General features: G+C 64.4%; 31 protein-coding genes and 1 tRNA gene. 19 read left to right on the top strand and 13 right to left on the bottom strand.

The annotated features are described in order from the left end of the window. Nucleotides 1–52: 52 nt before the first annotated feature. Nucleotides 53–1,153: an ABC transporter ATP-binding protein gene (locus ITJ43_RS12175; RefSeq protein WP_194584119.1), complete on the bottom strand. Its 1,101-nt coding sequence runs from the start codon at nucleotides 1,151–1,153 to the stop codon at nucleotides 53–55. 248 nt (nucleotides 1,154–1,401) lie between these two features. Between ITJ43_RS12175 and ITJ43_RS12170 the strand changes: the two genes are divergently transcribed. Further along, the gene (locus ITJ43_RS12170) at nucleotides 1,402–2,355 is read left to right on the top strand and encodes a DsbA family protein (RefSeq protein WP_194584118.1); all 954 of its coding nucleotides are present in this window, start codon (nucleotides 1,402–1,404) and stop codon (nucleotides 2,353–2,355) included. 73 nt (nucleotides 2,356–2,428) lie between these two features. Here ITJ43_RS12170 and ITJ43_RS12165 read toward each other — a convergent pair whose 3' ends face one another. Next, complete coding sequence (locus ITJ43_RS12165; RefSeq protein WP_194584117.1) at nucleotides 2,429–3,130, bottom strand: hypothetical protein; 702 nt, start codon at nucleotides 3,128–3,130, stop codon at nucleotides 2,429–2,431. A 115-nt stretch (nucleotides 3,131–3,245) separates the two neighbouring features. Between ITJ43_RS12165 and ITJ43_RS12160 the strand changes: the two genes are divergently transcribed. From ITJ43_RS12160 to ITJ43_RS12150, 3 genes are all read left to right on the top strand, one after another. Continuing rightward, a tRNA-Thr gene (locus tag ITJ43_RS12160) sits at nucleotides 3,246–3,318 on the top strand. An 86-nt stretch (nucleotides 3,319–3,404) separates the two neighbouring features. Continuing rightward, the gene (locus ITJ43_RS12155; protein ID WP_194584116.1) at nucleotides 3,405–3,767 is read left to right on the top strand and encodes a helix-turn-helix transcriptional regulator; all 363 of its coding nucleotides are present in this window, start codon (nucleotides 3,405–3,407) and stop codon (nucleotides 3,765–3,767) included. Then, a complete protein-coding gene (locus tag ITJ43_RS12150; RefSeq protein ID WP_194584115.1) occupies nucleotides 3,767–5,011 on the top strand; it encodes a tyrosine-type recombinase/integrase in 1,245 nt (414 codons plus the stop codon). The genes ITJ43_RS12155 and ITJ43_RS12150 overlap by 1 nt, the downstream gene beginning before the upstream one ends. 285 nt (nucleotides 5,012–5,296) lie before the next feature. On the opposite strand, the gene ITJ43_RS12145 is transcribed toward ITJ43_RS12150, so the two are convergent. From ITJ43_RS12145 to ITJ43_RS12130, 4 genes are all read right to left on the bottom strand, one after another. Further along, nucleotides 5,297–5,938 carry an endonuclease domain-containing protein gene (locus ITJ43_RS12145; protein WP_194584114.1) on the bottom strand — a complete coding sequence of 214 codons (642 nt, stop codon included), beginning with the start codon at nucleotides 5,936–5,938 and terminating at the stop codon, nucleotides 5,297–5,299. Between the two features lie 141 nt (nucleotides 5,939–6,079). Beyond that, the gene (locus tag ITJ43_RS12140; protein ID WP_194584332.1) at nucleotides 6,080–6,886 is read right to left on the bottom strand and encodes an SHOCT domain-containing protein; all 807 of its coding nucleotides are present in this window, start codon (nucleotides 6,884–6,886) and stop codon (nucleotides 6,080–6,082) included. Between the two features lie 146 nt (nucleotides 6,887–7,032). Beyond that, a complete protein-coding gene (locus ITJ43_RS12135) occupies nucleotides 7,033–7,536 on the bottom strand; it encodes a GNAT family N-acetyltransferase (RefSeq protein ID WP_060915506.1) in 504 nt (167 codons plus the stop codon). Continuing rightward, a complete protein-coding gene (locus ITJ43_RS12130) occupies nucleotides 7,533–7,883 on the bottom strand; it encodes an ArsR/SmtB family transcription factor (RefSeq protein WP_228495856.1) in 351 nt (116 codons plus the stop codon). The genes ITJ43_RS12135 and ITJ43_RS12130 overlap by 4 nt, the downstream gene beginning before the upstream one ends. Before the next feature lie 90 nt (nucleotides 7,884–7,973). Here ITJ43_RS12130 and ITJ43_RS12125 point away from each other — a divergent pair, with 90 nt between their 5' ends. Further along, nucleotides 7,974–9,287, top strand: coding sequence for an FAD-dependent oxidoreductase (locus ITJ43_RS12125; protein WP_194584331.1), 1,314 nt, complete (start codon nucleotides 7,974–7,976; stop codon nucleotides 9,285–9,287). Nucleotides 9,288–9,332: 45 nt separating this feature from the next. Here ITJ43_RS12125 and ITJ43_RS12120 read toward each other — a convergent pair whose 3' ends face one another. After that, entirely contained in the window at nucleotides 9,333–9,722 is a 390-nt protein-coding gene (locus tag ITJ43_RS12120) for a low molecular weight phosphatase family protein (protein ID WP_194584113.1), read from the bottom strand. Between the two features lie 74 nt (nucleotides 9,723–9,796). Between ITJ43_RS12120 and trxB the strand changes: the two genes are divergently transcribed. The 6 genes from trxB to ITJ43_RS12090 all read left to right on the top strand — a co-directional run bounded on the left by trxB (nucleotide 9,797) and on the right by ITJ43_RS12090 (nucleotide 14,480). Further along, nucleotides 9,797–10,759 carry a thioredoxin-disulfide reductase gene (trxB, locus tag ITJ43_RS12115; RefSeq protein ID WP_194584112.1) on the top strand — a complete coding sequence of 321 codons (963 nt, stop codon included), beginning with the start codon at nucleotides 9,797–9,799 and terminating at the stop codon, nucleotides 10,757–10,759. After that, the gene (gene arsB / locus ITJ43_RS12110) at nucleotides 10,756–11,850 is read left to right on the top strand and encodes an ACR3 family arsenite efflux transporter (protein WP_060915509.1); all 1,095 of its coding nucleotides are present in this window, start codon (nucleotides 10,756–10,758) and stop codon (nucleotides 11,848–11,850) included. Before trxB ends, arsB begins: the two co-directional genes overlap by 4 nt. After that, nucleotides 11,850–12,839, top strand: a complete 990-nt coding sequence (locus tag ITJ43_RS12105) for a metalloregulator ArsR/SmtB family transcription factor (RefSeq protein WP_060915510.1) — start codon at nucleotides 11,850–11,852, stop codon at nucleotides 12,837–12,839. Before arsB ends, ITJ43_RS12105 begins: the two co-directional genes overlap by 1 nt. Nucleotides 12,840–12,850: 11 nt before the next feature. Then, a complete protein-coding gene (locus ITJ43_RS12100; RefSeq protein ID WP_194584111.1) occupies nucleotides 12,851–13,252 on the top strand; it encodes an arsenate reductase ArsC in 402 nt (133 codons plus the stop codon). Between the two features lie 75 nt (nucleotides 13,253–13,327). Then, entirely contained in the window at nucleotides 13,328–14,188 is an 861-nt protein-coding gene (locus ITJ43_RS12095; RefSeq protein ID WP_194584110.1) for a hypothetical protein, read from the top strand. After that, nucleotides 14,112–14,480 carry a MerR family transcriptional regulator gene (locus ITJ43_RS12090; protein WP_194584109.1) on the top strand — a complete coding sequence of 123 codons (369 nt, stop codon included), beginning with the start codon at nucleotides 14,112–14,114 and terminating at the stop codon, nucleotides 14,478–14,480. The genes ITJ43_RS12095 and ITJ43_RS12090 overlap by 77 nt, the downstream gene beginning before the upstream one ends. A 518-nt stretch (nucleotides 14,481–14,998) precedes the next feature. Here ITJ43_RS12090 and ITJ43_RS12085 read toward each other — a convergent pair. Then, the gene (locus ITJ43_RS12085) at nucleotides 14,999–15,649 is read right to left on the bottom strand and encodes a TetR/AcrR family transcriptional regulator (protein ID WP_194584108.1); all 651 of its coding nucleotides are present in this window, start codon (nucleotides 15,647–15,649) and stop codon (nucleotides 14,999–15,001) included. A gap of 330 nt (nucleotides 15,650–15,979) precedes the next feature. On the opposite strand from ITJ43_RS12085, the gene ITJ43_RS12080 reads away from it, so the two are divergent. Beyond that, nucleotides 15,980–16,303: a hypothetical protein gene (locus ITJ43_RS12080; RefSeq protein ID WP_194584107.1), complete on the top strand. Its 324-nt coding sequence runs from the start codon at nucleotides 15,980–15,982 to the stop codon at nucleotides 16,301–16,303. Between the two features lie 33 nt (nucleotides 16,304–16,336). Here ITJ43_RS12080 and ITJ43_RS12075 read toward each other — a convergent pair whose 3' ends face one another. Next, complete coding sequence (locus tag ITJ43_RS12075) at nucleotides 16,337–16,717, bottom strand: hypothetical protein (protein ID WP_194584106.1); 381 nt, start codon at nucleotides 16,715–16,717, stop codon at nucleotides 16,337–16,339. A gap of 697 nt (nucleotides 16,718–17,414) precedes the next feature. Here ITJ43_RS12075 and ITJ43_RS12070 point away from each other — a divergent pair. The 4 genes from ITJ43_RS12070 to ITJ43_RS12055 all read left to right on the top strand — a co-directional run bounded on the left by ITJ43_RS12070 (nucleotide 17,415) and on the right by ITJ43_RS12055 (nucleotide 19,758). Next, nucleotides 17,415–18,059 carry a T6SS immunity protein Tdi1 domain-containing protein gene (locus ITJ43_RS12070; protein WP_194584105.1) on the top strand — a complete coding sequence of 215 codons (645 nt, stop codon included), beginning with the start codon at nucleotides 17,415–17,417 and terminating at the stop codon, nucleotides 18,057–18,059. 242 nt (nucleotides 18,060–18,301) lie between these two features. After that, nucleotides 18,302–18,502 carry an HNH endonuclease gene (locus ITJ43_RS15435; protein WP_194584104.1) on the top strand — a complete coding sequence of 67 codons (201 nt, stop codon included), beginning with the start codon at nucleotides 18,302–18,304 and terminating at the stop codon, nucleotides 18,500–18,502. 35 nt (nucleotides 18,503–18,537) lie between these two features. Then, complete coding sequence (locus ITJ43_RS12060) at nucleotides 18,538–18,999, top strand: DUF4265 domain-containing protein (RefSeq protein WP_194584103.1); 462 nt, start codon at nucleotides 18,538–18,540, stop codon at nucleotides 18,997–18,999. A 288-nt stretch (nucleotides 19,000–19,287) separates the two neighbouring features. Beyond that, nucleotides 19,288–19,758, top strand: a complete 471-nt coding sequence (locus ITJ43_RS12055) for a hypothetical protein (RefSeq protein ID WP_194584102.1) — start codon at nucleotides 19,288–19,290, stop codon at nucleotides 19,756–19,758. Nucleotides 19,759–20,047: 289 nt separating this feature from the next. On the opposite strand, the gene ITJ43_RS12050 is transcribed toward ITJ43_RS12055, so the two are convergent. Further along, nucleotides 20,048–21,001: a hypothetical protein gene (locus ITJ43_RS12050; RefSeq protein WP_194584101.1), complete on the bottom strand. Its 954-nt coding sequence runs from the start codon at nucleotides 20,999–21,001 to the stop codon at nucleotides 20,048–20,050. Between the two features lie 176 nt (nucleotides 21,002–21,177). Here ITJ43_RS12050 and ITJ43_RS12045 point away from each other — a divergent pair, with 176 nt between their 5' ends. The 3 genes from ITJ43_RS12045 (at nucleotide 21,178) to ITJ43_RS12035 (ending at nucleotide 22,902) form a co-directional block, all read left to right on the top strand. Next, nucleotides 21,178–21,504: a PadR family transcriptional regulator gene (locus ITJ43_RS12045; RefSeq protein WP_039411848.1), complete on the top strand. Its 327-nt coding sequence runs from the start codon at nucleotides 21,178–21,180 to the stop codon at nucleotides 21,502–21,504. Next, nucleotides 21,501–22,250, top strand: a complete 750-nt coding sequence (locus ITJ43_RS12040; RefSeq protein ID WP_194584100.1) for a hypothetical protein — start codon at nucleotides 21,501–21,503, stop codon at nucleotides 22,248–22,250. The genes ITJ43_RS12045 and ITJ43_RS12040 overlap by 4 nt, the downstream gene beginning before the upstream one ends. 199 nt (nucleotides 22,251–22,449) lie before the next feature. Then, nucleotides 22,450–22,902, top strand: coding sequence for a hypothetical protein (locus ITJ43_RS12035; RefSeq protein ID WP_194584099.1), 453 nt, complete (start codon nucleotides 22,450–22,452; stop codon nucleotides 22,900–22,902). Nucleotides 22,903–23,034: 132 nt separating this feature from the next. Here the strand turns inward: ITJ43_RS12035 and ITJ43_RS12030 are convergent. The 3 genes from ITJ43_RS12030 to ITJ43_RS15430 form a co-directional block, all read right to left on the bottom strand. After that, a protein-coding gene (locus ITJ43_RS12030) for an IS3 family transposase (protein WP_416361075.1) occupies nucleotides 23,035–24,215 on the bottom strand; the annotation gives its coding sequence in 2 pieces (ribosomal slippage) (nucleotides 23,035–23,946 and nucleotides 23,949–24,215; 1,179 coding nt in all). Between the two features lie 920 nt (nucleotides 24,216–25,135). After that, nucleotides 25,136–25,531: an integrase core domain-containing protein gene (locus ITJ43_RS12025; protein ID WP_194584098.1), complete on the bottom strand. Its 396-nt coding sequence runs from the start codon at nucleotides 25,529–25,531 to the stop codon at nucleotides 25,136–25,138. Nucleotides 25,532–25,706: 175 nt separating this feature from the next. Then, nucleotides 25,707–25,817 carry an IS3 family transposase gene (locus tag ITJ43_RS15430; protein WP_416361074.1) on the bottom strand — a complete coding sequence of 37 codons (111 nt, stop codon included), beginning with the start codon at nucleotides 25,815–25,817 and terminating at the stop codon, nucleotides 25,707–25,709. Nucleotides 25,818–26,040 lie beyond the last annotated feature (223 nt).

Genomic DNA, 26,040 nt, shown 5'->3' with positions numbered 1-26,040 from the left:
GGGGGTCCGGTTCGCTGGGAACCTGGGCCACCCGCGCCGCGTCTTCGTGGGATCAGGCCGAGGCGATCGCCTTCTTGGTGAGGCGCTCGCCGGACTCGATGTCGAACGCGTGCACGTGGTGCGGCACGGGGGCGAGCACGACCGTCTCGCCGGCGTTCGGGTGGCTGCGACCGTCGACGCGAGCGACGATGTCGGTGCGCTTGCCCGCGACGTCGGTGTGACCGTAGAGGTAGCCGTCGGCGCCGAGCTCTTCGACCAGGTCGACGGTGACCGAGAGGCCCTTGCCGTCGGCCGGGTTCACGATGATGTCCTCGGGGCGCACACCCGCGGTGACCTGCGTGCCGCTCGTCGGGCGATCGATGTCGGCGTCGACGACGGCGGTGCCGAACTGGATGCCGCTGGTGCTTGCGAGGTCGACCGGGAACAGGTTCATCGCGGGCGAGCCGATGAAGCCGGCGACGAACACGTTGTTCGGCTTCTCGTACAGGTCGCGCGGCGTGCCGACCTGCTGCAGGAGACCGTCCTTGAGCACCGCGATGCGGTCACCCATGGTGAGGGCTTCGGTCTGGTCGTGGGTGACGTAGACCGTGGTGACGCCGAGACGGCGCTGCAGCGAGGCGATCTGGGTGCGCGTCTGCACGCGGAGCTTCGCGTCGAGGTTCGACAGCGGCTCGTCCATGAGGAACACCTGCGGCTGACGGACGATGGCACGACCCATGGCGACGCGCTGACGCTGACCGCCGGAGAGCGCCTTCGGCTTGCGGGTGAGGTACTCCTCGAGGTCGAGCAGCTTGGCGGCCTCGAGCACACGCTGAGCGCGCTCTTCCTTGCCGACGCCGGCGATCTTCAGGGCGAAGCCCATGTTCTCGGCGACTGTCATGTGCGGGTAGAGCGCGTAGTTCTGGAAGACCATCGCGATGTCGCGGTCTTTCGGCGGGATGTCGGTGACATCGCGGTCGCCGATGAGGATGCGGCCCGAGTTGACCTCTTCGAGGCCGGCCAGCATGCGCAGCGAGGTGGACTTACCGCAACCGGAGGGGCCGACCAGAACCAGGAACTCGCCGTCGGCGACCTCGAGGTTCAGCTTGTCGACCGCGGGGCGGGTGCCGCCCGGGTAGAGGCGGGTTGCGTTGTCAAACGTGACGGACGCCATGTTTTCTTCTCCTTCACCGGCAGGTACGTGCCGGACGATCCGTAGTGATGGAATGAGCGGGGGCTTGACCCGCACGCCCTTCGATGGACGCGCTCTCAGTATGGCACCATCTCGGTGGTCGAGGAGGAGGGTTCGTCTGGGGATTTCACAGGCGGGCTGGCTACGATCGACACCATCGCCATGCCCCGTTCGCGACAATCCCGACGCGCGGTGGCACGCCCTCGAATTTGCTTCTGTCAGAAGGTCCCATGTCTCACGACGACACCCCGAACGAGCCCACGCCCGCAGGCCGCCGCGACGCGGTGCGCGAGAAGGCTCAGCTCGTGCATGCGAAGCAGTCGCGTGCGCGCGTGATCCGCCGCTCGGCGTTGACCGTCGGAGTCGTTGCCGCGGTGGTCGTGGTGGCCGTCGCGGTGTCATGGGCGATCCGCTCCAACGCGGATCGGCCCCAGCTGCAGCCCGACGACGCGACCGGAGACGGCTTCGCGGTCACGTCCGTGACGGGTGTCTCGGCGGGAACGCCCCCCGACGGGTCGAGCCCCGCTCCTACCGATGCCGCCCAGGCGCCGGCCGCGACGCCCGCACCGACTCCGTCCGCATCGGCATCCGTCGTGAACATCCACGTGTATGTCGACTACCTGTCGCCGGCCGCACGGCAGTGGCAGCTCGCCAATGCCAAGCAGCTCTCCTCGTGGGTGACTGACGGTGCGGCCACGCTCACGTACCACCCCGTGTCGATGCTCACGGCGAAGTCGAACGGGACGAAGTACTCGCTGCGCGCCGCGAGCGCGGCTGCCTGCGTCGCCACGCTCGACCCGTCGAAGTTCTTCAGCTTCAACAACGAACTGCTCACCCGACAGCCGGCCGTCGACTCCGACGGGTTCTCCGACAAGGAACTCGCCGACCTCGCGCAGGCCAATGGGTCGGACGATCCGAAGAAGCTCCGCGAGTGCATCGAGACCGAGTCGTACTCGACGTGGGTCAAGGGTGCCACCGAGCGCGCGATCAGCGGCATCCCCGGCACGAACGGGTTGACGCTCACCGGGACGCCGATGGTGGTCGTCAACGGCCAGCAGTACGTGGGCGATATGTCGGATGCCGCTGAGTTCTCGCAGTTCGTGCTCACCAGCGCGAGCGGCGCGTACTACAAGTCGCAGACGGCGACCCCGACGCCCACCGTCACCCCGACGCGCGCGCCGTAGGTCCCGCGAGGCCGTGCCGCCGCGTGGTCTGAGGCGTCCGTCACGATGGACGAGCCGACCGTGCGGACGTGGATCACATGCCGCCGAGTGAGCTGTACCCGTCGCCCGCGCGGATGTGCGTGATCACTCCCTGATCCGCATCCAGGATGACGACTCGAGTCGCCTCCGTCGTTGAGTTGATGAGAGAAGGGTCCTCGGGGTCGGACGCGAGTGGAAGATCGCTCGTGGGCTGAGCTCCCCGCTCCTTGGCATCGTCGACGGTCTCGCCGACGAAGATGCCGGATGTGGTGTGGATCGGCAACGTTCCGACGCTGGGGGCGGTGACGTAGACGAACGTGCCTCGGCAGCCAGCGTCGCACTCGTCAGGGCTGAAGAAGGTGCTGATCTTCAGGGTGTCCCACGTGAAGGTAGACGTGAACTTCGCGCCCTCGGGTCCGCCGGGCGTGGTCGCTGCGACACCGGCAGCCCCGGCTGCGGTGTTGATCGCCTCAGCGAACGGGGTGGGATCCTCGCCCTTGAGTTTCAGCCGCGCCTCTACCTCGCCACTCTCATCAAGCAGCGTGACATCGGTCGCCGAGATGACCAACGCGGCGCGGTTCGACGTAAGGCTGGGTGTGGGTGTGGGTGTGGGTGTGGGTGTGGGGATGGGAGCGGATGCGCTCGGCGGCTGCGTGTGCGAAGCGGTCGGTGGGCGAGGCGACGGCTGTGCCGTCGTGCATCCCGTCAGGATGATCGCCACGATTCCGACGACGACGGTGAAACCGGTTCTGCGCATACTGTGATCATTGCAGAATCATCAGCAAGAGCCCTGTCGATGTGCGTGCGACATATGGCATCACGTACCCTCTTAGTCGCGGGGCTTCCCGTAGTCGTCCGAACACCCGGACCCCGCCGGCTTGGCGCAATTGGTAGCGCACCGTACTTGTAATACGGGGGTTGCAGGTTCAAGTCCTGTAGCCGGCACCGTTTTATCTGACACCCAAACCAGCTGACTTCCGCGAAATCATGCGGGAGGACGGCGATCGGTCATGGAGTGCACGCCTCGGTTCATGGAGGAAAAGCTGCTTACGGGTGGCGAATGGGTGGCGAATAGGGCCCATTTTGAGGGCGTTCGGCGACCCCTCGCGCATACGTCGCTGTACCTAACCAGGCTTCTCCGACACAACTCGCCCGGCACCGTGCATGTGGTGGGCATGAGCGATACGAGTGTTGATCTCGACCCGTTCGAGATGTGGGACGAGGTGGAGCTGTCCGCGCGCACGGGCTTCCACGTCCGCAAGATCCAGCGATGGAGGAAGGATGGTGGCGGTCCGCCATTCATCCTCGAAGGTAAGAAGCCCCGTTACCGTGCCGTCTCCGTCCTGCGATGGCTGGAAGCTTGCGAGCAGTCGACCGATCGGATTGCGAGCTGATGGCGCCGGCGCGAATCAAGCCAGGCAATATCGGCCGAATCGAATGGGACTATGAGCGCCATCCGGGGAAGGTGCGGGGAGTCGCGCGAACGCGCGACGCTGCGGACAAGCCGAGGCGCGTTGTCGCCGTGCGTGACACATGCGAGGAGGTAGAGGCAGAGCTCAGGACGAAAGCAGCCTCGCTCCTGTATCTCGGAGACATCTGGTCGCCAGCCACCACACTGGAGGAAGCAATCGAGCGGTGGATCGCGACTCTCGGCGATGCGGACGAAGGGAATGCGCAGAGGCCGCAGTCGGTCGAGACCTACGCGCGCACAGCGCGAGGCGTGATCGTCCCGCGCATCGGCGCGCTGCGTCTGGGTGACATCCCCACGCCTCAACTGCGCGACTTCATGAAGGAGATGCGCGAGGCGCCGCACCGCACACGGCGGGTCAAGGGTGCGATCGGCTACTCGGTTTCCTACCGTCTGCACATACTTCGCGCCCTCCGGGACTCTCTTGGGCTCGCGGCCAGCATGGGTGCGATACCGCTCAATCCGGCGAGGGATCTGCCGAGGCCTTCGAAGAACAAAGCGGCAGAGACAGGCCCTCACTCGTGCGCAGGTGGTCGTGTTGCGAGACTGTATGCGTCACTGGGAGGACAGCAGAAAATCGGGGCCGCGGAGAGGCCCGCAGTTGCGCCTAGCGATCGAGCTCGGCTGGCAACGGGCTGTCGCATTGGAGAGGTAGGCGGATTCCTGATGGATGAAACCACTGACGTGCCCTCGTTGCGTTTGGCGGTCACAGGCACGATCGTCACCGTGGCGGGGAAGACCTTCCGGGCGAACGAGCTGAAAGACGACGAGCAGGCACGAATACTGGAGCTGCCGTCGTGGGCGCGTGCGGTCGTCGACGAGTGCCGGTCCATTGCGACACGTAGCGGCCCGGACGCGCCACTCCTGCAAGGCCTCCGCGGCGCGAAGCAGTCTCCGGCTTATATACGCGCCCGCCTCGCTTCGCTGAAGCTTGAGTACAGAGAACCTCTCGAAGTGGCCGGAATTGACCTGGATGACTTCACCTTCCACACACTGCGGCGCACTGTGCTGACCGTGGTCGATGAGGCTGTCGGACGAATCTACAGCCAGGCCCAGGCTGGTCACGCAGACGCAAGAACGACCGCAGGGTACATCTCGACCCCGCGCGCATTGCCGATCATCGTCGGCGCCGCCGGTGCGATCGATACGGCCTTCGGGCATGCCTCGTGAGCTGGTCGCGAGGAGCGCACTAACCGCGGCGGTGCACGTGTGACCACGAGCGTCCTCCGCCTCGGGCAACCCGCATCAGCGGCGCTGGCCAAATATTGCTCTCAAATGGACCCCCATAACGGGGAGCGCCTCGGTGAGTCGAAACCGCACTCGTCGTTTTGGGTCTGTTATCTCTCGCTGGTCAGTGTGATCAGCAAGCAGGCCCCGGGTGGGTGCCGGGTGGCTTATGTGCCACCGGATCACCCCGCATGGGGCGTCTTCCACAACACGGCAGACCCCGCGAACTCACTGCTGCGTGGCTCGGCGTGCCGTTTCACACGATCCATGTTGGTCGGGTGCGCTACAAGAGAGTTCACTGGTCTGCGATCGTGCCGTGACCACCGCAGCGCGGTAGGAGACAAACTCCATCACGCCTGCTCCGATGTCGAAGCCGTCCTCTGCCCACCTGGTGTCCCTCCAGGGGAGCTTGCGCGCGAGAGCGAGCAGCTCGGGTTGAGGGCTTTCGTCTGGAGGTGGCGGCTCTCCTCCTAGGTATCGGTGAACTCGATCAACGAAGAGGGGGATCGCTTTCTCGTATTGGTCGATTTTGTCCCGTGCGGCGCGGATCTCGGTCGCGAGCCACTCGTTTTCAGCGTCGATGTCGATGCGTTCGAGTCGACCGAGGGCGGTGTTGCACCCGTTACACAAGAGGCCGCGCACATTTGCGCGACGTAACTCTCGATCTTCGTGGCGTTGGGGTTCGTGGGCGTGATCGATGCGCACGTTGCGGAGTGTGAGCGTGCACTGGCAGAGCGCGCAACAACCGCCTTGCTGATCCCACATATCGAAGAACTCGTCGATGGTGAGGCCGTAGTAGCGACATCGGTCGCGGACCCTGCGGTGTGTGCGGGGTTCTTGCAGCTGTGCTCGCAGCGATGCATCTGGCATGCACGGATGATAGGGCGGTCGTCGGACGCGGGACTACTTGCGGAGCTCGAGGTGCCCGTCGCGGCCTCCCCGTGTGGTGCAACCGATCGGTTCTGCATCATCGCCGCGGGTTTGCGCACCGCCGCGATCTCGTGGACGTAGTCAGAGATTGGAGAGGAGTTGGGTCTTCTGTGCCTGGAACTCGTCTTCGCTGAGAATGCCCTTGTCGCGCAGCTCGGCCAAACGCTCAATCTGGGCGATGGGGTCGGCTGCTGGAGCCGCTGCTGGGCGGCCGGCTGTTTGCTGAGCTTTCAGTTCACGGAACTTCCGAACGATCCCGTCACCTTGACCGTGGCCCAGCGTCGTGATCGTCGCGGAAGTTCCGGAGTGGGTGATGGACAGCGTCTCGCCGCCCATCTTCTTCCCGAGAGACAGGGCGCCGATCGAAGCAAGAGAGAATTCAACGAGGTTCTCGCTGCCGATGCTCTTTTCCAGGAACAACAGCCGGCGGTCTGTGAGCGCGACGATTCCCATCTTGCCGCCAAGGTTGCCGACGCCGACCGCGGAGACGAATTCGCCCCGATCGAGGACGTTCGCCAGATGGCGAATCTCCTTGCGTCCAAAGAGTTTGAGAGCGATCTTGGAGACGGCTTCCGGAATGCCGTGGTCGTCCAGTGCCCCCTCTGGCATCCCATCCGCGATCGTCACCATGTGCTCGTAGTGCTTTGTGCCGAGCCCGTCGATCGTCCATTCGATGTCAGTGCCGCCGCCACGCGGCGAGAGCATGCCGGTGATGGTTGCAGCCCACCGGTTTTTCAGCATCGCTCGCGGGACGTCGATCACGATCGACGTCGGTGTCGATGAGGTCACGCTGAAGTCGGTGGGCTCGACTGCCGCTTGAATTAGCGCGATCGGGTCACCGACGTGTGGAAGCACGGTCCAGTGAACGGTGCGGAGAATAGTCGCCATGGCGCCACCCTAGCGATTCCAGCCGTACCAAAAACGATCGTTTCTGGGACGGTCGAGTCGTGCGCCGCGGAAGCCCGCCGAAACTCAGGGCCGTATCGAAACCCGGTTTCGGGACAAACGGTTTCGGCAGGGGGTTTTGACGTGCCTCAGGGGCGGCGGCGCTCGATGAGTATCGTGTCGCGCCAGTTGCCAGCCCAGGGGCCGTAGGTCATGTACGCGATGCGTTCGCGGTGGCCGATGCGGCGGAAGCCGGCACGCTCGTGAAGGGCCAGGCTGGCGGTGTTCTCGGGGAAGATGCTTGCTTGCACCGTCCAGATGTCAGCGGCGTCAGCTGCGCGCAGGAAGGAGGTGAGAAGTGCCGTGCCGACGCCGCGCCCGTGGGCTCGATCGGCAACATAGACGGAGTGTTCTACGACTCCGCGGTAGACCTCGCGTGCAGAGACGCGGGATGCGGCAACCCAGCCGAGGACTGAGCCGGCGGGATCGGTGGCGACGAGTCGGCCAACCTGGAGCTTTCCTTGGTCGAAGCCGGCCCAGGATGGGGGCTCGCTTTCGAACGTCGCGTTTCCGGCGGCGATGCCTTCGCGGTAGATCGTTTCCACCTCGAGCCAGTCCCTCTCGGTCAGGGCCCGTACCGCGATGTCGCTCATGCGCGGAGGGCGCGGGATGCGGCGTCGAGAGCGTCGGTGATGACGCGGTAGTAGGCCCATCGGCCGCGCTGCTCGCGGGTAACGAGACCGGCGTCGACGAGCTGCTTCATGTGGTGTGACACGGTCGGCTGCGATAGGCCGACGGGCTCGGTGAGATCGCAGACGCACGCCTCCCCGTCAGCGGATGCGGCGATCAAGGACAGCAGGCGTACGCGGGTAGGGTCGCCGAGTGCTTTGAATGTTCGAGCGGTGCGCTCAGCGTCTTCAAGCGAGATCACCGCCCCGGCCACCGGAGCGCAGCACGATTCGCTTCCCGCGGGGGCAAGGAGCGGGAACTGTGCAGTCATACTGCGATCCTCTCACGTCGTATTGACAGTCGTCGATGTATCGATGATGCTCTACCCATCGATGTTCGTCAATGGATGATTGAGGTTGCTGTGGAAGACGTCTTGCCGGTGGCTGTGATCGGCGCGGGTCCTCAGGGTCTTGCCGCGGCTGCGCATTTGCTTGAGCGAAGTGTGCCCGTTGTGGTGCTTGAGGCTGGCAGTTCTCCTGCGGCTGCGGTTGCGGAATGGGGGCACGTGCGGCTGTTTTCCGAGTGGCCTGAGCTGATCGACGCGGCAGGCGCTCGTCTCCTGGACGGCTCGGGGTGGCAAGCTCCGACGACGGGGTACCCCACTGGGGCCCAGTGGATCGAGAGATACCTCGCGCCCTTGGCTGTGGCCCTGGGTGATCGCGTTCGCTTCGGCGCCCGGGTGACGGGAGTTTCACGGCTCGGCCGGGACCGCCTTGTTGATGCTGGCCGCGGGGATCAGCCGTTTACCGTTCACGTCTCGCCTGCTCAAGGGGAGGAGTATCGGGTGCAAGCCCGAGCTGTGATTGACGCATCCGGCACCTGGTCGACCCCCAACCCGGCGGGAGCTGACGGGCTCCCCGCCATCGGTGAGGCGGCGTCCGCGGACCTGCTCTCGTACCGCATCCCCGACTTTCGTGACCGTGCTGGTTTCGCCGGCAAGCACACCGTTGTTATCGGTTCGGGGCACTCGGCCGTGACGGCCGTGCTGGCCCTTGCGCGCATGGCTCGCCGGGACCCGTCGACGACGGTGACTTGGGCGCTGCGCCGTGCGGCCGTCGGGAACACCTTTGGTGGGGGCGACGCTGACGAGCTGCCCGCACGCGGCGCGCTGGGGATCAAAGCGAAAGAGCACGTCGATGCCGGCCTGGTATCCCTCGTCACCGGGTTCCGGGTCGAACGCGTGACCCGTGACGGTGAGCGCCCCGTCCTAGTCGCGGAGGACGGTCGCACTCTCACGGCCGACCGGGTGGTGGTGCTCACTGGCTTCCGCCCCGACCTGTCGTTCCTCTCCGAGCTGCGGTTGGAGCTCGACCCGACGTTGCAGGCGCCGGTTCGGATCGCCGCGGAGGTGGATCCGAACGTCCACTCCTGCGGGTCCGTCGCCGCGACCGGCGCCGCCGACCTCGCCCAGCCCGAACCTGACTTCTACCTCGTCGGGGCGAAGTCTTACGGCCGTGCGCCGACATTCCTCGCGCTCACCGGGTACGAGCAAGTCCGGAGCGTTGCAGCTGAAGTTGCGGGCGACCGCGAAGCCGCCCGCCGCGTCGAGCTCGTCCTCCCGGACACTGGTGTTTGCGGCGGCGCAGGGCTGTTTGATGCATCCGGGGCGTCGCTAGGCGGGGCGTGCTGCGCGCCTCCGGTATTGCAGATCGGACGGGCGCCGGCATCGGTATGAGAACGCAGAGGGGGCAGGCCGGCGGCCTGCCCCCTTACTGTCAACTCAGCGCGTAAGGAGAGTCGACTGGATCTTGTTGGACACCGCTTCGCGCAACGGACGGACAGCGTCGGCATCCCAGGACTCGGGGTTGGGGAAGGACCATTCCAGAACCTCCCCGCGCGGAGCGCTGGGCAGCGCCAACCCGGGCTTCATGAGAACCACGACATCGGCAGCCTCCAAGTCAGCAGGCGTCACCGCGCGGGGCACGCGCCCCGTGATGTCCATTCCCAGCTCGGCAACGGTCGCGGCGATGGCAGGGTTCACCGTCTCGGCCGGGGCGAGACCGGCGGATGCTGCGGTGAAGCGGCCCCCTGCAAGGTGCTCGAGGAGAGCGGCGCCGAGCTGAGAGCGGCCGGCGTTGTGCTGACAGATGAACAGGACGGTCGGTTTCATGCGGCTCTCCTCGGTACGTTGCGGTGTCGATGATCAGGATTGCGTCCTGCATAGGCACCTGTCAATATAGATACATGTCGATTCAAGAGGTTGAGCTGGTCATCGTCGGGTCGGGCCCCTCGGGCTACACGGCGGCGGTGTACGCGGCGCGGGCCGGGCTCGCCCCCGTCGTCATCGCGGGTTCTGTCACCGCGGGCGGTGCGCTTATGACGACTACGGAGGTGGAGAACTTCCCCGGGTTCGTCGATGGCATCCAGGGCCCAGAGCTGATGGACACGATGCGCCGGCAGGCCGAACGCTTCGGCGCCCGCATCCTCCTCGACGACGCGATCCGCTTCGATCTCGAATCCGACACGAAAGTCATCGAGACGGGCGCCGGGGAGACGTTCCACGCCCGCGCGGTGATCCTCACCATGGGGTCGGCGTACCGGAAGCTCGGGCTTCCCGACGAGGAGCGCCTGTCGGGTCATGGCGTGTCGTGGTGTGCGACGTGCGATGGGTTTTTCTTCCGGGGCCAGGACATCGTCGTGGTCGGTGGCGGTGATTCGGCCATGGAGGAGGCACTGTTCTTGACCCGGTTCGCTCGGAATGTGACCGTCGTGCACCGCCGCAGCTCGTTCCGAGCGTCGAAGATCATGGCACAGCGGGTGCTGGAGCACCCGAAGATCGACGTCGCGTGGAACAGCGAGATCACTGCGTTGCAGGGGGAAGAGAAGGTGCACGGAGTTCGCCTGCGGGACACCGTCTCCGGTGCTGAGCGTGACCTCCCCGTGACGGGCGTGTTCGTTGCTATCGGTCACGACCCTCGCTCCGAACTCGTCACCGGCCAGGTCACCACCGATGCCGATGGTTACGTGCTGGTGGAGCACCCGTCCACGCGCACCTCGCTCACCGGGGTGTTCGCCGCCGGCGACCTCGTCGACCACACCTACCGGCAGGCGATCACCGCTGCCGGGACCGGATGCGCGGCAGCACAGGACGCGCAGCACTACCTCGCCGCGCACGAGGTCCCCGAACTGGCGGAGGCTTTCGCGTGAGCAACGCAGCACCCGCTACTCGCCGCCTCTCGACCCTCGACCGGTGGCTACCGCTGTGGATCGGCTTGGCGATGGGCAGCGGCATCCTCCTGGGCCGGTTCATCCCGGGGCTGTCCGAACTGCTGTCACACCTTGAGGTCGGTGGGATCTCGATTCCGATCGCGCTCGGGTTGCTGGTCATGATGTACCCGGTGCTCGCGAAGGTCCGATACGACAAGGTCGCCGCCGTGACCGGCGACAAGAAGCTCCTCGTTTCGTCGCTGGCGCTGAACTGGATCGCGGGCCCTGCATTGATGTTCGCCCTGGCGTGGGTGTTCCTGCCGGACCTGCCCGAGTACCGGACGGGACTGATCATCGTCGGCCTCGCACGCTGCATCGCCATGGTCGTGATCTGGAACGACCTCGCTTGCGGTGACCGGGAAGCTGCGGCCGTGCTTGTTGCGATCAACTCGGTGTTCCAGGTCATCGCGTTCTCGATCCTCGGCTGGTTCTACCTCACCGTCCTCCCCGGCTGGCTCGGCCTCGACAGCCAAGGCCTGGACGTGTCCGTGTGGCAGATCGCGCTCAACGTGCTCATCTTCCTCGGCGTGCCACTGGTCGCCGGGTTCGCGTCCCGTCTCATCGGGGAACGCCGCAAGGGCCGCGCCTGGTACGAGGGCTCATTCCTGCCCAAGATCGGACCGTGGGCGCTGTACGGCCTGCTGTTCACGATCGTGCTGCTGTTCGCCCTCCAGGGGGAACAGGTCACCTCACGGCCGCTCGACGTCGTGCGGATCGCGGTCCCGCTGCTGGTGTACTTCGCCGTCATGTGGTTCGCCGGCCTCATCACCGGTAAGACCCTCGGCCTGGGCTACGCCCGCTCATCGACGCTCGCGTTCACCGCGGCCGGCAACAACTTCGAACTCGCCATCGCCGTCGCGATCGGCACGTTCGGCGCCACGTCCGGGCAAGCCCTCGCCGGTGTTGTCGGGCCACTGATCGAGGTCCCCGTGCTCGTCGGCCTGGTCTACGTCTCACTGTGGGCCGCGCGGGCATGGTTCCACACCGACCCCTACGCGATTCCCGAACCTGCCCTGGAAAGGACTCGATGATGAGCGCCACGATCACCACCGCAGAAGATACTTGCGCCCCGTCCCCAACGCACGCGATCGGGGACGACGCGGCCGCCGCGATCGCCACCACGCTGAAGGCGCTATCCGATCCGCTGCGGCTGCGGATGCTTTCCGCGATCGCCACCGACGCGCGCGGTGAATCGTGCGTGTGCGACCTCGCGGAACTGGCCGAGGTGTCCCAGCCCACCGTGTCGCACCACCTCAAGGTCCTCCGCGACACCGGCGTACTCACCTCCGAGCGGCGTGGCACGTGGGTCTGGTACCGGATCGCCCCGGCCCTTCGCCCGGCCGTGACGACGCTGCTGGACTCGTTCGCGCCCGCCGCCGTCGCCCCCGTCCGCGCTGAGCACGCGGGGCTCGAGAACGTCGACGACGCTCTCACCCACCTCGCCGAAGCGCTCAGTCAGGACTACCCCCAGCTCGACGGCAGCCTGGTGGCGACGATCGTCCGCGAGTCGTACACGGCCTTGGCCAAAAGCGCTCGGGTGAAGAACCACCTGCTGTCGCTCACCGAACGTTTCGCGCGCCAACGACTCACCGACATCACCCGTGACCGCACGCAGGGACAGCCGCAGGTGCTGTTTGTCTGTGTCGCGAACGCAGGTAGATCGCAGCTCGCCGCGGCGCTGGTGAATCAGCGCTCGGGCGGCGCCGTTGTGGCGCGCTCTGCTGGATCGACCCCGGCCGCTGAGATCCACCCCCATGTGCAGCCCCTCATCGACGAGCTGACCCCCGGCGACGACGAACCGCGGTTCCCGAAACCGCTGACCGATGACGCAGTCCGCGCAGCTGACGTCGTCATCACCATGGGTTGCGGTGATGTCTGCCCGATCATCCCCGGCGTCCGCTACGAGGACTGGACCGTCGGTGACCCCGCCCTCGCCTCCGCAGAAGGCGTCGCAGCGATCCGCGACGACATCGCCCGCCGCGTCGACGATCTTCTTGCCACACTCACTACCACCCGCTGACCGGAGCCACCATGACTGACACCAAGCCCTCCGTCCTGTTCGTCTGCGTCCACAACGCCGGCCGCTCCCAGATGGCCGCGGGATTCCTTCGCGACATCGCCGGCGACCGCATCGAGGTCCGCTCCGCGGGGTCGATGCCCGCCGACCAGATCAACCCCACCGCTGTTCAGGCGATGGCCGAGCTGGGCATCGACATCACCGCCGAGCAGCCAAAGGTCCTCACTACCGAAGCCGTGCAGGCCTCGGACGTCGTCATCACGATGGGATGCGGCGACGCGTGCCCCTTCTTCCCCGGGAAGCGCTACGAGGACTGGAAGCTCGACGACCCCGCCGGCCAGGGCATCGACGCCGTCCGTCCCATCCGCGACGACATCCGCGCACGGATCCAGCAGCTCGTCAGCGAGCTCGTCTGAGGCAGTGGAGGCGCCGAAGCAGCTCGAACTCAGGGCCTTCGGCTCAGCCGACAAGAGTCACGCTACGCTCGCGCCGTGAAAGCTGACGATGTTCCCAACCGGATCCCGATCGATCGTGAGCAGTCGCGCCCGTGGGTTGAGGTGGCGCAGTCAGCGCGGTTGATGCGCGACCTACTATCCGAGACGCCGCCGGCCATCGATGGGTCACCATTTAGGACCATCGATGATCATCTGCCGCAGTCATGCGAGATGTGGTGTCGCTCGTACTTATCGTCAGCGCTCGAGCACTTGGGCATGTGGGCAGATTTCGTGGCGCCGCTGTCCTTTCACCCCGACGCGGCCGTGCATCACGAGGCGCGGCCGGCTCAGACGCTCGCGCGTGCGGCGCTCGAGTCCGCGTCTCAAGCTGTATGGGTCATGGCCTCGCGTGATTCGCGCGAGGTGCTGCGTCGTCACTTGTCGCTCGTTCTCGCTGATTGGGCGGAGCAGCGGAAAGCCGAGGTGGACCCGGAGCGCAAAGAAGCCCTGAAGCAGCAGCGGCTAGGTCTCCTCGAGATTCTCGAGAGCTACGGCGTCAAGGTCGATGACCCGTCTTACCTGACGCTCGTCACGGCCGCGGCAAATGAGGTGCGGAACCATCTCTCCGATGGCGACATTGGCAACCCGGAGCAAGTCGAGCGCTTATGGCGCGCGTCTGCCGGCTCGGCTCACGGCAAGGTGTGGCCCTTGCTCGAGCTGCGAGTCTCAGTTGAGGTCGACGAGCGACGGTACTCGTTCCCAGACGCTGACGCCATGTCCGCGATTCTGGTGCTCGCAAACAGGGTCACGCAGTACGGCGATCGGAAAGGATGCCGTCGTGATGCACGAAGAAACCGCCCGTATTGGGGAGGTCACCGAGCGCACCGAGTTGTCCTCCCGGACCCTGCGGCACTATGACGAAATCGGACTCGTCACACCATCCGCTCGCACCGAGGGCGGATTTCGGCTCTACACCGACGCTGACATCGCGCGCATTCTTCTCATCCGTCGGATGAAGCCGCTCGGGTTCACCCTCGACGAGATGCGTGAACTGCTGGACGTCGTCGACGCCCTCGCCGCATCTCCGAATGACGTTGACCTTCGGAAGCGGCTCGACGCGATCCGCGACGAGACCGCAGAGCGGCGAGCGAAGCTCAGCAGGCAAGTCGCGATGGCCGACGAGTTCATGGAACAGCTCTCGCAATTCTGATTCGAGAGCCAGCCGAAAACGATCGTTTTTGGGAGGCCTCGGTCGACGTCGATCTCGACGGCGACGCGCCGATGAGAGGCCGCCCAGAACTCACGCCCGAAACCTAACCGGCGCGAAACCCGTAGCGGCTCTTTTCGGGCGGCCCCGCTTCGGCTGCCCGCCCGCGTGCTGCGGGCAGCACGCGTACCGGCCGCTCGTTTGAGGATCGTCAGCGGGACGTCTTGCCACGTCGTCCAGCAACTGGTTCGCTCTCGCGTCGAAGCGCTCGATACACGCGAGTCGGGAGCAACTCCCCAGGGTCGTATAACGATGGCCGCTAATGAACGCCTCGACCGCCAGTACGCGGACGAGCTGCCCGGCCTCGTCGACGTCGGGGGCGGAACCCCTCGCGGCCGGAAGATGCGTCGAGAGCCAGAATCGCCTACGGCTGGTTGCGTATGACACGAAAGAGGCATCCCGCCAGGATGGCCGCGTCCGGGTGCACCGAAGGACTACTTTCCGTGGTGTGACACTCGGTCTCAACCAGGTGCATGCTGGGGCGCGCGAGTCTCCAGGAGGTTTAGGCGGTCCTGAGTGACTTCGACCACGTCGGCAACGACGTTCACGACATCTCCAGTGCTGCGTGCAAGGGTGATGATTCCTGTTATTGCCCCGAGAATCAGTCGTGCTTCGCGGCGCGCCGGCGCAGCGGGATCGATGCGACCCCCGGAACGCGCTTCGACGAGGTAGTCGGTGATTCTCCCAAGCCACCCGCAGTAGCTCGGGGGTGCAGGCCACCCTCGCACATCCGGGTGATCCCGAAGGGCAAGCGCCACACGCGCCAAAGGGCTGCGAAACGCGTTCGTCGTGACATGATGCGCCGACCAAATGATCGCGTCTAGGGGGTCCTCCTCGGTCCGCTCCACGCCCATGAAGACGCCATCTGGGTAGGCCAGATTGATCACCGTTACAGCGATCGACGCTTTCGACGGGAAGAAATAGCACACCAGGGATTTCGAGACGTCAGCGCGTTCGGCGATTTCGCTGATGCTCGCGTGGCTGTATCCACGCTCATCAAACACACGCACCGCAGCGTCGAGGATCTCCGGTAGCGCGTTGTCCTGACCTGCAGAGATAGCTACAGGGACGAGAGCGGGCAGATCAGCAAGATTCGCGTGCGTTCGGTGCATCTGTCTTCCTCCACGTTCAACGTAGGAACTGAACGCCCGGTCAGGGCATCGACTTTTGGCGAGTTGTTCACGGGTCGATGCCACCGTGTTCCCTGACCGATTGGTCAGCACCTAGCTTCACGCCGAGGGCACGACGCCATCGAAGACGTCACAGAATCGCCCCTCGGATAGGAGAAGACGATGAAACTCAAGAGCCTCATCGTGGGTCTGGTGGTGGTGCTTTCTGCATTGGCACCTACAGCCGCGAATGCAGCCCCTCTCGACGGAGTGCATAGCTCCGCGCCCCCCACGACCCCATCGCAACCAGCCAGTGCGCAAAAGGACACCACCTTGCACCCGATGGATACCGGCCAGTACGAGTACATCTGTCAGATGCCCGATGGGAACAGCTGGTCCTTGTACGTCGGGGAGCAAACTACCGATTGCAAGGGCAGCTTCTTGCAGAAGTACATCAACGGGAACATGGTCGCGAACTACCCGCTGGTCTACAACGGCGGGGGTTACTACAGCAGCGTGCCCCCGTTCCCCTGGGGGTGCGCACTGGCCATCTACGGCGGCTTGATGCTGGTCATCTACCCCCCCGAGACCGCAGTCGCGTGGGTCGCGGTGGGTTCAGGAGCGGCGGTTGGGTTGGCCGTCTCCTGCACCGTGTAGACATCCGTTGCGATATCGGCCGAGCCTTCAGGACTAGTTCTGGAGGCTCGGTCGAGCGCGTTTCTGAATGACGGGGCCAAGAAAGACGATGAGTGCTGCTGTCATGGCGGCAAGGATCCAGCCAATCCAGTACATGCCGTTCGCCCGCAGAACCGTCCACGAAAGCGCCATGGAGCCGATAAATAGTGCAGCAAGACACAGCATGTACGGCAGCTGGTCACGCCTGGAACCAGACCGCGACGGTCTGGCTCCGCCGAAGAAGAGGCGATCGATCAACCAAATGAGAAGCGCGCCGCCCACAGCGATCGGCCCTGTCCACGCCAGTGGCAGATACATCGGGAGAACGATCATGACTCCGGCGATCACGCCAATTGCGAGGTAGTACCAAAACATGGCGCGCGGGGCTCCGGTCATGGTTCGTATTCAACGCGCGTGCCCATTGCGTGTCAATCATGCGAAGGGCTGAAACTCGTGACGAACTGCTCAGTTGTACTCGGTCCGGCTGGCCGGGTCGACAGACCGCAGGGGCGACCCACGAAGCCGGTCCCTCGAGAACGCCTCTGACTTTCTCTCGAACTTCAGCCTCCCCACCGTCCAAGTCGCCTGGCATCCGTGTCGGCGGGTTGCTGGGATACACGGGCGTCTAGCAAGCCGGTGATACTCGTTTGGGGATCGCTAAACGAACACCCGCAGGTGGTGCCGGCGCGGCCCGCCTCTTGCTGTGTCTGCTGTTCCGTATAGGGTGACCGCAGCGAGTCCCGTTAGGGGTACTCCATACGCAACACTTCGAAGGGGTGGGTCGTGGCGAGGTGGTCAGCTATCGAGCCGGTTGTGTTGAACCTCGCTGATAGCAAGGACTATGCGTTGCTGACGGCCGCGCACTTCCGCAACCTCGACCTTCCGAGGTTCAGGCGCTGAAGTCCCACCCGGTGCCGACGTAGATCACGTCATCGATCTGCAATTGGGCGGTTCGAACCACCTGTCGAATCTCAGCCCCCTAGACGCTTCAGTCAACCGAAGTCTCGGAGCTCAGATAGCCTCCCAACTGCGAGGCACTGCGCCGGGCACGTGCGTGATCTCGGTAGGAATATGTTGATAGGCAAGGAGACCCATGTTCGATGAGTTCCGAAGGGTGTTCGGCACACGACGCGACGTCCTCCCGAGCCGAGGTGCGCCCTGGCGGGATGAAATGCTGGTTACGGTGCCTGGATACTCGTTATTCATGGATGAGTTCGCAGGCGCCTCGTTCCGCGGGGGTCTCTACCGCGTTCATGACGACCGGTCGGGGCCTGCGGCGGCGCAGCGGATCTCAGAAATGTTCCCGGCGACTGACATCCGCCCCTTCGCCTTCGACTGGCTCGGGCGTCAGTTCGGCTTCGAGGTCACGCTCGCGGAGGATGCACGTTTCAAATCGGTGCTTCTCGTTGAACCCGGAACAGGAGAGGTTTTGACGATCCCCGCGACGTTCGACGAGTTCCACGACTCAACACTGCACAGATACGAAGACGCGGCTCTTGCATCCGGCTTCTTCTCGGAGTGGGTGGATGCGTCGAGACCGACGCTGCCGATCAGTCATGATGACTGCGTTGGTTATCGAGTCCCATTGTTCCTCGGAGGGGCGGATACTGTCCCGAACCTGGAGCTCACGGACATGTCGGTCTACTGGGGAGTTGCCGGGCAGCTTTGGCTGGCGACCAGGGCCTTGCAACCCGGTGACGGATTAGGAGGCGTAAGTATCGAGAGTGGTGACAGCTGATGGACGGAGGAAACCAGTAAGGCAGCCGTCGTGTGGCAACCCATGCGGAAGGTGTGAGCTGTGCGATTGGCGCGGGTCTCGACCTTGGCTCGTCCGTATGGTCGCCCACCCCATGAGTGAACAGTCCCACGGCGAAGAGTCAGTCCTCGCCGAACTCCTAGACCTTGGCTACGCATATTCGTCGCTGGCGGATTTGCGACGCTCCGGGATCCGATACGTGAGCGCTATTCCCGTCTTGGTGAATGCTCTGGAATGAGAATCCGAGTACTTGTGTTTACTGCCGGATGGATACCGACAGTCCGCAAATCGACCATTCGGTTCCGAGGTCGCGGGGAGGCGACACAACATTGGAGAACGCGCAGACGACCTGTCCGCATTGCAACGCATCCAAAGGTGGGCGTGACTATCCGGTGACACCGCCCGCAGACTATCGGGGCGCGTGACCGCCCTCGTGGTGGAGAGATCCACAATGACCCAAATGACTAACCAGTACACTGCTCACCCGGAACCTCTGTGGCGAGAGCGCGCCAACTTCATCATCGTCGCGTCACTGCCGGAGAAGGGCAGATTTGAGCAGCTGTGGTGCCGGCAATTGACCGAGTCCACATTCGAGGTATGTTGCGTGCCCTTCTTCCTTTACAACGTCGCGCTCGGAGACATTGTCGAGACCGAGACGACTTCGGAAGGTCCGTTCAATCTCCGCCGCGTGACACAACCTTCAGGGCGTTACGTTTTCCGGGTGCTTTTCCCGAACGTCTCCGCAGAGCGGCGATCGGATGTCCAGAACCGCGTAATCGGTATCGGGGGAGGGGTCGAATGGGCGATACCCAAGCTGATGGCGATCGACGCTGAGAATCAGGGCATCGCTTCTCGAATCGCTGACTACCTGCAAATCGAGGAGGAGGCTGGCAGGCTCGCCTACGAAACGGGGAAGGTGTGATCTCGTCGGCGCGCAGTCGCGTACTGGAGTATTCGCGCCCGTCGACGCACAAGTTCGGATGGCCCGTCCCGCGGTGCAGATCCGACTTCGCGGCGGCAACGAGAGCTGATGGATGTAGACCATGCGAGCGACATGATCGACGTGGGTCTATCCGTGGGTGGTCCACCCAATGAGGTCGTTGCTGTGAGTGTCCAGCCCCACGGCCAAGAGCGAGTTCTCGCTGAACTCCTAGACCTTGGGTACGCATATTCGTCGCTCGCAAATTTGCGACGTTCTGGCATCCGATATGTGAGCGCCATCCCCGTGTTGGTGGATGCTCTGGAACGAGAGACGGATGATCGCAAAGCACAGGAGATCGTCCGGGCACTGAGTGTGCCATGGGCGAAGCCGGTCGCTATTCCTGCGCTCATTCGGTTCTTCCGCCGCGCATCTGCCCCAACCAATCTGGGAGCACGGTGGGCTACGGGGAGCGCTCTGGAGATCATTTGGGACGATGCATACTTCGACGAGCTGGTCGAACTGGCCACGGATGTTCGGTACGGGCGGGGACGGGAGATGATCGTGTTAGGGTTCGCCAAGTCGAAGCATCCGGAGGCGAATCAGGTCTTGTTGGGGTTGTTGGCGGATCGCGACGTCAATGGGCACGCCGTGTCGGCGCTCCGGAAGCGAAAGGTGCGGTTGCCCGCTTCGGTGCTCGGCGGACTCGTCCACGATGACCGCACGTGGGTACGCAAAGAGGCGCAGAAGGTTCTCGAGTAGGCGATCGTCCGACGGAAACCCGCTCACTGCACGCGGACGACCGGTTCGCCATCGCGGGTGCGGACTCTCGGGTGGCGAATAGCACTGGCTGGAGGAGCGCTCCCCTGGTCAGGCTTGGTCGCGGGTGGCCAGCATTCGCGGCGAAGCTAGCTCGTCAGATGCCCACCCCGGTGATACCGATTGCGGACGCCGAAGGTGGGTGGATAACGTGACGCGCTGAAAGCTGTCTGCTCATCCTCGCGAAGGTGGCAGCCGAGAGAACGCCCGGCTGCCACCGAGCTGGTCGTGTTTAGTTGCAGGCGGACGCGATGAAACCGAGCAGGCCCTTATCTGCGGCGTCAGTTTCGAGGTTCCACGGAGACTTGAAGGCGCCTCCGACCATGTGGCAGCCAATCTGGTTGCCGGTCGTGGCGCGGTTGATCTTCGCCTCGTTGCCGCTAGTTACCTGCGCGTTGGCGAGCTCGGACTGGGCTACTCCCTGCCACGTGGCGGCGCAGACGACGTTGCCCGGGCACGCCGCCTTCGCGAACAGAGTCGGCGTCATCGCGATGCGGGTAGCGCCGCTGTACCAGGACCACGACTCGACCCATGTGCCTCCTAGCCACGGATCTGCAACGACCGGGTAAGCGCTCGACGATCCGTGAGCGACGTGTTGAACGAGAGCGTTGCCGACGATGGTGTAACTGGTGGCTACAGCGTCGCCGTTGGCGTCGACAGCCCAGGGCGCAAGTACGCCAAAGAGCACACTTCCGTCTGCAGCTTTCACCGCCACGCCGCCATCCTCGACGCGGTTGAGCGTAGCTCCAGCGGGCAAGTCGAACTCGTATCGATAGTCCGTGGGGCTAGAGGGGCCGTCGATAACGGAAATCAGCTGCACTGAACCGTCCATCTTCGCGACTGGAACGGACGTCGACCCATCTCCACCGTCGAAGCCCACAAGGCCGTCCCCGATCGTGACCGCATCAGCTGCAGCGCCGGGAAGAGTGACTTCTATCGCTGCGTCACCCGATGCGATGACAATGGGGTCGGAGGAGTTGCCCGGGACGGTAACACCGACACTGGCAGGGTCGGCAGTGCTCGACAGGACATCGGGAGCTTCGTCGGTCTGGGCGGTTGCGGCGAGGGCGCTCAAGACATCGTCGCCGGGCTTCTCCGCGGCGACGGCCGCCGTTGCGCCAAGCGAGGCAACCAACAACCCTCCAATTGCTGTCATGCACAGTCCCGCATGCAGTCGTCTCTTCATTGCGAACGATCCTCCTCGATCGGTGCGCGTCGGTTGACCCGCGCGCGTTGTGGTGCGCCCACCGTCCATGGCTCGGCGCTGGGCGGCAGCCCGCTTGGGGTAACTCAATTCAGTCAGAGTTTCACTTCGCCATATATTCTGAGCGCTCGGAATATATGTCTGATACGATGCGTGACATGAGCGTCACTGATCTGCAGTTCGCTGTGTTGTCCTCGCTGGCCTCGGGCCGCAGGCATGGCTACGGTCTTTTACGCGATGCGGAAGACCAGCTCGAGAAGTCTCTCCCCATCGCCACTCTTTACGCCGCGCTGGAATCCATGGCGAGTAAGGGCTGGATTCTTCCCGACGGTGAGGAAGTCGTGCACAAGCGCACGCGGCGTTACTACGTGCTGTCCACAGACGGGATGCAGATACTGAAGCGCCGCGCCGACCAGCTCGCAGCTCAGGCTCAGCTAGCTCAGCGACGACTTCGGGAAGTTAACGGGAAGGCGGTCACGGCATGAGCACAATCGAGCGCGATGTCGAACGGATGCTTCGCTGGTACCCGCGGAGGTGGCGCGAAACGCACGGGGCTGCGCTCATTGATTTACATATGGAGCGTTGTGAGCACTCCGACTCCACACAGCTCAGCCAAGAAGAGCGGGCGGCGATGCGAGCTGCTGGTCTCTTCGAGCGCACTCGCCATATCCTCCCGATTGCCGCGTCTGCGCTCGGAACGGTTGCGCTCGCGGTGGGGTACATCCTTGCGTTGGGCGGTAACAACGCGGTAGGTAATCCGCTGTGGCTCTTCGTCGGTCCGCTCCTGCTCAGTGTGTCGGTCTGGAGTCTTCGTGCAGCTACTGACTGGCGATGGAGCGTCCGCACCGTTGTGCCGGCGCTCGCGTCTGCATTCGCAGCGCTCGCGGCCTTGGCGACCCTGAACCTTGCAGCTCTTCGAGATGGCGGCGGCGTCATCCCAAACGTGGAGAGCCTGTGGGCGGTGGGCGCATTGAGTGCTGCATTCGTCGGCATTGCCGTGGCCGTAGCGACCGCGCCGAGTCTTCAGCGCGGCGGAATGACGCGGGACTGGGCCCTCACTATCGGCTTCGTCGCTGGTTTCCTAGGCACGGTGCCCCTCTACCTCGGCCTGCTCGCCGCACCTGCCGGCGTGCTAACCGGTGTCATCCTGTGCGGGACCGCCATCCGCTCTGCGGCTCGTAGCCGCCGCGGAGCGGCAGCCGTGGGCGATCCTCGCGGCGAACTCGCCTAAACGCCGTCGATCACCTACCCAAGCCACACCGTTCCTCGCCGGCTGGCGGTGACCTTCGCACAGTCCTCCGACGTGCCGCGTGGCCATCTTGTGACGGGCGCGCCAAGGATCACCCGCGGTTGCGACCCGTGGTGCGCGACTTGCTCCTGGCCTGATTTGCGCCGAGCCGAGCCGAGCCCGGTCGGCGTAGCGTGAGCGCGTGGACACGACTGAGCTGCGATTGCTTGATTCTCAGGTGAGGGCTGGCCGCGTGTCGCTCTTCCATGGTGGTGCGCCCGATCTACGCCCCGGCGGCTGGATTCTTCCGCCGTCCCTGTCGGGCATGCCGAGCATGCGCGAGAGGTCCGAAGCTGCCGGATTCACGCGCGTAATGACGTCGGAAGACCTCGTGTATGTCACCACGGAGCGTGCTCTTGCTGCCGCGTTCGCGGCCGATTGGACGACGCGGATGCCCGGAATAGGCCGAGGCTGGCTCTACCGAGTGGATCTTGAGGATCACGAGCTCGTGCTCGACGATGATCTTCCTCGGGGGCCATTCATCAGCTTCCAGCTGCCCCGTGTCCGAGTGTCCGCAGTGCTCGATCGCGGTGTCGATCCGAACGATCGACGGCACGTGCGCGAACTTCGCCGGTTTGTTGCTCTTATCGCATGAACGGCTGAGCGCGAAAGGTGGCAGCTACTGGGGAGCTTGCCCGAGCTCTGAGGAATCGGTGTCGCCATCGCCGGTGCGGACTCTCGGGTGGCGAATGGGGGGCGTGAGGATCGAACTGGTGACAGGTTTGGTTTAGGCCGCGAGTGTGAGCGGCTTGGTTAGCTTGGCTTCGAACTCGATGGGCGTCAACCCGCCGAGGGTGTCTTGGGCTCGTTGATGGTGATACTTGCGCTCGATCCAGACGACGATGGCCAGGCGCAGCTCTTGCCGCGTCGCCCACCGCTGCTGGTTGAGCACGTTCGTTTGAAGAAGCGACCAGAACGACTCCATCGCCGCGTTGTCCCCGGCCGCACCGACACGGCCCATCGATCCGACCATGTCGTGACGGCGCAACTCGCGGGCCATAGCCCTGCTCCGAAACTGGCTGCCCCTATCGGCGTGCAGGATGCAACCGGCGACGTCGCCGCGGCGGGCGACGGCGTTGCGGAGCGCGTCGACGGCGAGTGTCGCGGTCATCCGATCCGAGATCGAGTAGCCCACGATCCGGTTCGAGAACACGTCTTTGATCGCACAGCAGTAGAGCTTGCCCTCGGCGGTGGTGCGGTGCTCGGTGATGTCGGTGAGCCAGAGTCGGTTAGGTGCATCGGCGCGGAACACGCGCTGGACGTGGTCGTCGAACACCGGCGGGCCGGCCTTCTTGCCCTTCCCGCGTCGGCGGCGTTGCGCAGAGGAGAGGATCCCGGCCTGCGAGCACAGCTTCCACGCCGTCCGCCGACTCATCCGCCACCCCGCACGCCGCGCTTCGTCAGCGAGGTAGCGGTAGCCGAACGTCGGATCGTCGTGGTGCGCGTCGTGCAGCGCGTTGATCCGATACGCGCGGAGCACGTCCGCATCCCGCACCGGGTCGTTCCGCCACCGGTAGTAGGGCTGGCGAGCGAGCTTGAGGACCCGACACGACACCGTCACGGGAATCCCCGCGTCGGCGAGCTCAGATACGAGCGGGTACGTCATTTTGGGGAGCCACCGAGTTTCAGGTTCGCCTGCGACAGATACGCCGCCGCACGGCGGAGGACCTCGTTCTCCTGCTCGAGGAGCCGTATCCGCTTCTTCAACTCCCGCGCCTCGGCGGCGTCGGCCGCGGTCTGGCCGGGACGGTTGCCGTCCTCGACATCGGCCTGACGGAGCCAGTTCTGCAGCGTCGCTTCGCTGATACCGAAATCGGTCGCGATCTGCTTGATCGTGACGCCGCTCTCACGGCTACGAGCGACCGCGACAACGTCCTCGCGAAACTCTCTGGGATAAGGACCGGGCATGATGACATCCTCCCCGCCAGCGCCTCCCGGCACTAACGATCAGCTGTCACCGATTCGTTCCTCACGCCCTTTCCTTCGCGGCTAGCTCTTCCCAAGGAGCGGTACCGAACCTCTACAATGGAATAAACCTGTCGTGCAGTGCCGCTTTTGTGATGGGTGTCACTGGCGGAGGGGAAGCATATGCTGCCGATAAGGCGGGCATTGGCACCGCTTTTGGAACTACGAGTGGATTTGTTGCAGGTGTAGGTGCGGGATGCTCCCTGATGTTTACTTTCAAGTTTCAATGATGCTGACGGTTAGGTTCTGAGGCGCTTATGTCAACGATTTGCGGCGAGGTCGCATGGCCGTATTTGACGGTGCTGATGGCGGGTCTGTGCATAGCCATTTGCGGTGACTGGATAACGGAGTGGGCGCGTCGAAACTACGCTGCTGGCCCAAGGCCGGAGAGGCTCTATTCTCGACTGATCGTGCCGTGGTCTGCGGCACTGGCGGGAGTCTGCGCTACGATCTACGGGGTCATTAGCGTCGTGACCTATCTATCAGACGGATGCGCGCCGCGCTCGCCGTCTTCGCTCTCCGTGGCGTTGACTGTCTGTGCTTCTCTCGTCGCCGTTTTTGCGATATTTTGGCTTCTCATCCGACGATTTCGGGAACCGGAAGAATCGCGAGTCCGCTTTCGACGCGAGATTGTCTTTCCTTCGACCTCGCATGAAGTCGAAGTTGAGAGCCGTCTCAACCGAGTTCCCATGCCGCGCTACTGGTGGATATCAATCATTCAATACGCCTTACTGAGCACTCTATCAATCGTACTATTTTCGAGTGCCCTCGCTGTCAGTTGAATGCGGCTCGACTCGGCCTTGGTCCTCGGCCGCGCCGCAGTTGGATGACGTGAGGGAACTGAATCGGCCTGACTTTCGTTCCTATGGGGAGCCTTGTCCGGCGGGTGCCGGCTGGCCTGATTTTTGGTCAGCGTAGGAGGCGTCCTCGACTTCGATGGGGGTGTGCATGTCGAGCTCGCCGTGGAGGCGGGAGTTGTTCCACCACCACACGCACTCGAGGGTCGCGAGTTCGACCTGTTCGACCGTTCGCCAGGGGCCGCGCTGGCGGATGAGCTCGGTCTTGTAGAGGTTGTTGATCGCCTCGGCGAGGGCGTTGTCGTGGCTGTCGCCGACCGTCCCGGTCGAGGGGACGGCGCCGAGTTCGACGAGGCGGTCGGTGTAGACCATTGCCGTGTAGTTCGACCCGTGATCCGAATGATGCGTCAGCCCGGTGAGGTCGTCGCCAGCGCCCCAGGCGGCCATATCGAGGGCTTGCATCGGGAGGATCTCAGCGCGAAGCGTGGCCGCGACGTTCCAGCCGACGATGCGCCGCCGCGGTGAAGCGACGGTTCACGAGATCGCTAGGCAGCGTCGTCTTGTCGGAGCGTGTCGTGAACACTCGCTTCGATTTCTTTACGCCCTCCACTCCGGCCAGGCGCATGAGGCGCTCGGTCTAGTCGCGGCCGATGTCCCACCCCTGCCGACGCATCAGCGCACGCATCTTCCGGCGCCCGTAAACGCTGTAGTTCTCCGCATGCAACCTGGCAACCTCGGGGACGAGCACGTCGTCGCGCAGCTGGCGGGCCGAGGGTCCTCGACCGACGGCGGCGCGATAGCGCGGGAGGTAAGGAACCCCTGGACTGCCGGTCGCAGGACCCGGCAGATGAGCTCGACCCCGAAACGATCCCGGTACTCGTTGATGAACCGGACCATCACGGTCAGGGGCGGTCGAGCTCCTTCGCGAAAAACACGCTGGTGAACTCAACCCGTCAGCGCAACACCATCGA

The organism is Microbacterium sp. VKM Ac-2870 (genome assembly GCF_015350795.1).
Taxonomy (GTDB): domain Bacteria; phylum Actinomycetota; class Actinomycetes; order Actinomycetales; family Microbacteriaceae; genus Microbacterium.
The sequence above is the reverse complement of the archived record's forward strand: the minus strand, read 5'-3'. Positions and strand labels throughout refer to the sequence as shown.